This is a genomic window from Janibacter sp. CFPM2_SD2 (assembly GCF_057364645.1).
Genome location: NZ_JBNFOF010000305.1, coordinates 1 through 2,113 on the forward strand (window position 1 = coordinate 1; position 2,113 = coordinate 2,113).

General features: G+C 73.3%; 5 protein-coding genes. 4 read left to right on the plus strand and 1 reads right to left on the minus strand.

What is annotated here, in order from left to right; genetic code table 11:
- Nucleotides 1-172: 172 nt before the first annotated feature.
- The 4 genes from AC2W7J_RS17685 to AC2W7J_RS17700 all read left to right on the plus strand — a co-directional run bounded on the left by AC2W7J_RS17685 (nt 173) and on the right by AC2W7J_RS17700 (nt 1,779).
- Nucleotides 173-400, plus strand: a complete 228-nt coding sequence (locus tag AC2W7J_RS17685; RefSeq protein ID WP_485984026.1) for a hypothetical protein — start codon at nt 173-175, stop codon at nt 398-400.
- A 5-nt stretch (nt 401-405) separates the two neighbouring features.
- Nucleotides 406-540 (plus strand): hypothetical protein, encoded by a 135-nt coding sequence (locus AC2W7J_RS17690; RefSeq protein WP_485984028.1) that lies wholly within the window; start codon nt 406-408, stop codon nt 538-540.
- A 5-nt stretch (nt 541-545) separates the two neighbouring features.
- Entirely contained in the window at nt 546-644 is a 99-nt protein-coding gene (locus AC2W7J_RS17695) for a GCN5-related N-acetyltransferase (RefSeq protein ID WP_485984030.1), read from the plus strand.
- Nucleotides 645-729: 85 nt separating this feature from the next.
- Nucleotides 730-1,779, plus strand: coding sequence for a thermonuclease family protein (locus AC2W7J_RS17700; RefSeq protein ID WP_485984032.1), 1,050 nt, complete (start codon nt 730-732; stop codon nt 1,777-1,779).
- Between the two features lie 4 nt (nt 1,780-1,783).
- On the opposite strand, the gene AC2W7J_RS17705 is transcribed toward AC2W7J_RS17700, so the two are convergent.
- Nucleotides 1,784-2,113 (minus strand): hypothetical protein (locus AC2W7J_RS17705; RefSeq protein ID WP_485984034.1); only part of this gene is annotated, 330 nt, incomplete at its 5' end.

Consider the following 2,113-nt stretch of genomic DNA (forward strand, 5'->3'; position numbering starts at 1 on the left):
GATCACCATGCTGCGCGGCCAGACCCGCGAGCGCGGCCGCGACGTCGCTGCTCGAGGACGCCGCCCGCGAGTACCTCGCCCGGGCCAAGGCGCTGGGCGCGGGGCCCGACCGCGCCATGCAGGTCGTCGAGATCGTCTCGCGCCGCCACTGACGGCACCACCGAGGAGACCCATGGACCGCATCACCACCGCGACGGCCGACGTCGTCGTCACCCGCGCCACCCGCGAGGACGTCGCCGACATCGCGGCACTGCTGCGCGACGACGTCATCGGCGCCGGCCGCGAGGGCACGGACCTGACCCCCTATCTCGCGGCCTTCGACGCGGTCGACGCCGACCCGCAGCAGCTCCTCGCGATCGTGCGCGACGAGGAGGGCGCGCCGTCGGCACGCTGCAGCTGACCTTCGTGCCCGGCCTGAGCCGCGGTGGTGCGATGCGGATGATCGTCGAGGGCGTGCGGGTCCACTCGAGCACCCGCGGCAGCGGCCTCGGCGGTGCCCTCATGGAGTGGGCCCACGACCAGCGCGCGCCCGTGGCGTGACCCTCGTGCAGCTGACGAGCGACAAGCGGCGCCCCGAGGCGCACCGCTTCTACGAGCGGCTCGGCTACGTCGCGACGCACGAGGGCTTCAAGCTCGAGGTGTGACCCCTCAGCCGGCGTCGGGGGCGCCGTGTCACGCCGGACAGAAACACCCCTACCGGGTATTGCGTCACGGCTCTAAGGTGCAGCCATGCCCAGCACTGCGGCCGTGGTCACCGCCTTCCTCTCCGCCTCCTTTGTCGCAGCCGGCGGCCTCACTGTCGCCGCCGCCGTCCGCCAGCCGGACGACCGTGTCGCCGAGGTGGTCAAGATCGTCGACGGCGACACCCTCGACGTGCGCTACTCAGGCGACGTCCACCGGGTCCGCCTGCTCAACATCGACACCCCCGAGGTGGGGCGTCAGGGTGCCGACTCGGAGTGTCTCGCCGAGGAGGCCACGGACTACCTCCGGGAGCGGCTGCCCGTCGGCAGCGAGGTCAAGCTCTCTCGTGACGAGGACGGGCGGGACCGCTACGACCGTGAGCTGCGCGGCGTCCACGACGGGCGCGGCTTCGTCAACGCCGACCTCGTGCGCCTCGGCCTCGCCGTGCCGATGCACATCGCGCCCAACTTCCGCTATCGCGCGGAAGTGGATGCGGCGCACGAGCAGGCCTCGAGCAATGAGATCGGGCTCTTCGACCCAGCGCACGGCTGCACCGTCGCCGCCCGCAGCGAGCGGGTGGACCAGGCCGTCGAGGACGGCGATCGGGCGGCGGCCTACAAGGAGGCTGTCGCCCTGCGAACCATCCTGCGCGACCCGGACAGCTTCGGCTCACGCCTGATGGGCACGACCGAGCGCGCCCGGACCATCAACCGCCTCAGCAAGATCGTCGTGCGCCACACGCCGAAGCCAAAGACCATGCAGAAGCGGAAGGCCACCCCGAAGCCGAGCCCAAGCTCGCGGCCCTCACCCTCCGCCACGCCGAAGCCCAAGCCCGCGTCACGGCCGACGACGAGTGTTCCGCCGGCCCCGCAGCCGTCGGCACCAACGACGCCGGCGCCCCCGCCTGCGCCGACGACGACGCCCACACCTGCAGCCCCGCCACCCGCGCCCACACCGACGCCGCGGACGACGAGCGCGCCCCAGCCGACGACCTCTGTGCCCAAGCCCCGTCCCAACAACGCCGCGCCCTGCCGCAGCTACGCGCCGGGCGGCAAGACCTTCACCTACATCGACTGCGACACAGGCCAGCCGCTGTGACCCCTCAGGCCCAACGGGCGAGCAGGTACTGCACGCCGAAGGGGGCCTCGTCCGCGACGAGCTCGCCGGCCAGACCGTCGGTCGCGGCGGCGAGCACCTGCAGGGCCGGTCGACCGCGCATCCAGAGCCGGTCGCAGACGGCCGGGTCGAGGGCGGCGAGCGCAGCCGAGTCCGCCTGCGCCACAGCCCTGCTCAGCTCCGCGGCGAAGGGAGCGGCGTCCAGCTGCAGGTGACCCGGGCGCCTTCTCTGGTGAGCGTCGGCGGGGCGTCGCGACGACGACCAGCACGGCGGGCGGACCGGCCGCCAGCTCGCGGCCGAGGTCCGCACACTCCT

Coding starts and splice junctions, on each gene's coding strand:
- AC2W7J_RS17685 (WP_485984026.1), top strand. CDS start 173: ATGGACCGCATCACCACCGCGACGGCCGACGTCGTCGTCACCCGCGCC.
- AC2W7J_RS17700 (WP_485984032.1), top strand. CDS start 730: ATGCCCAGCACTGCGGCCGTGGTCACCGCCTTCCTCTCCGCCTCCTTT.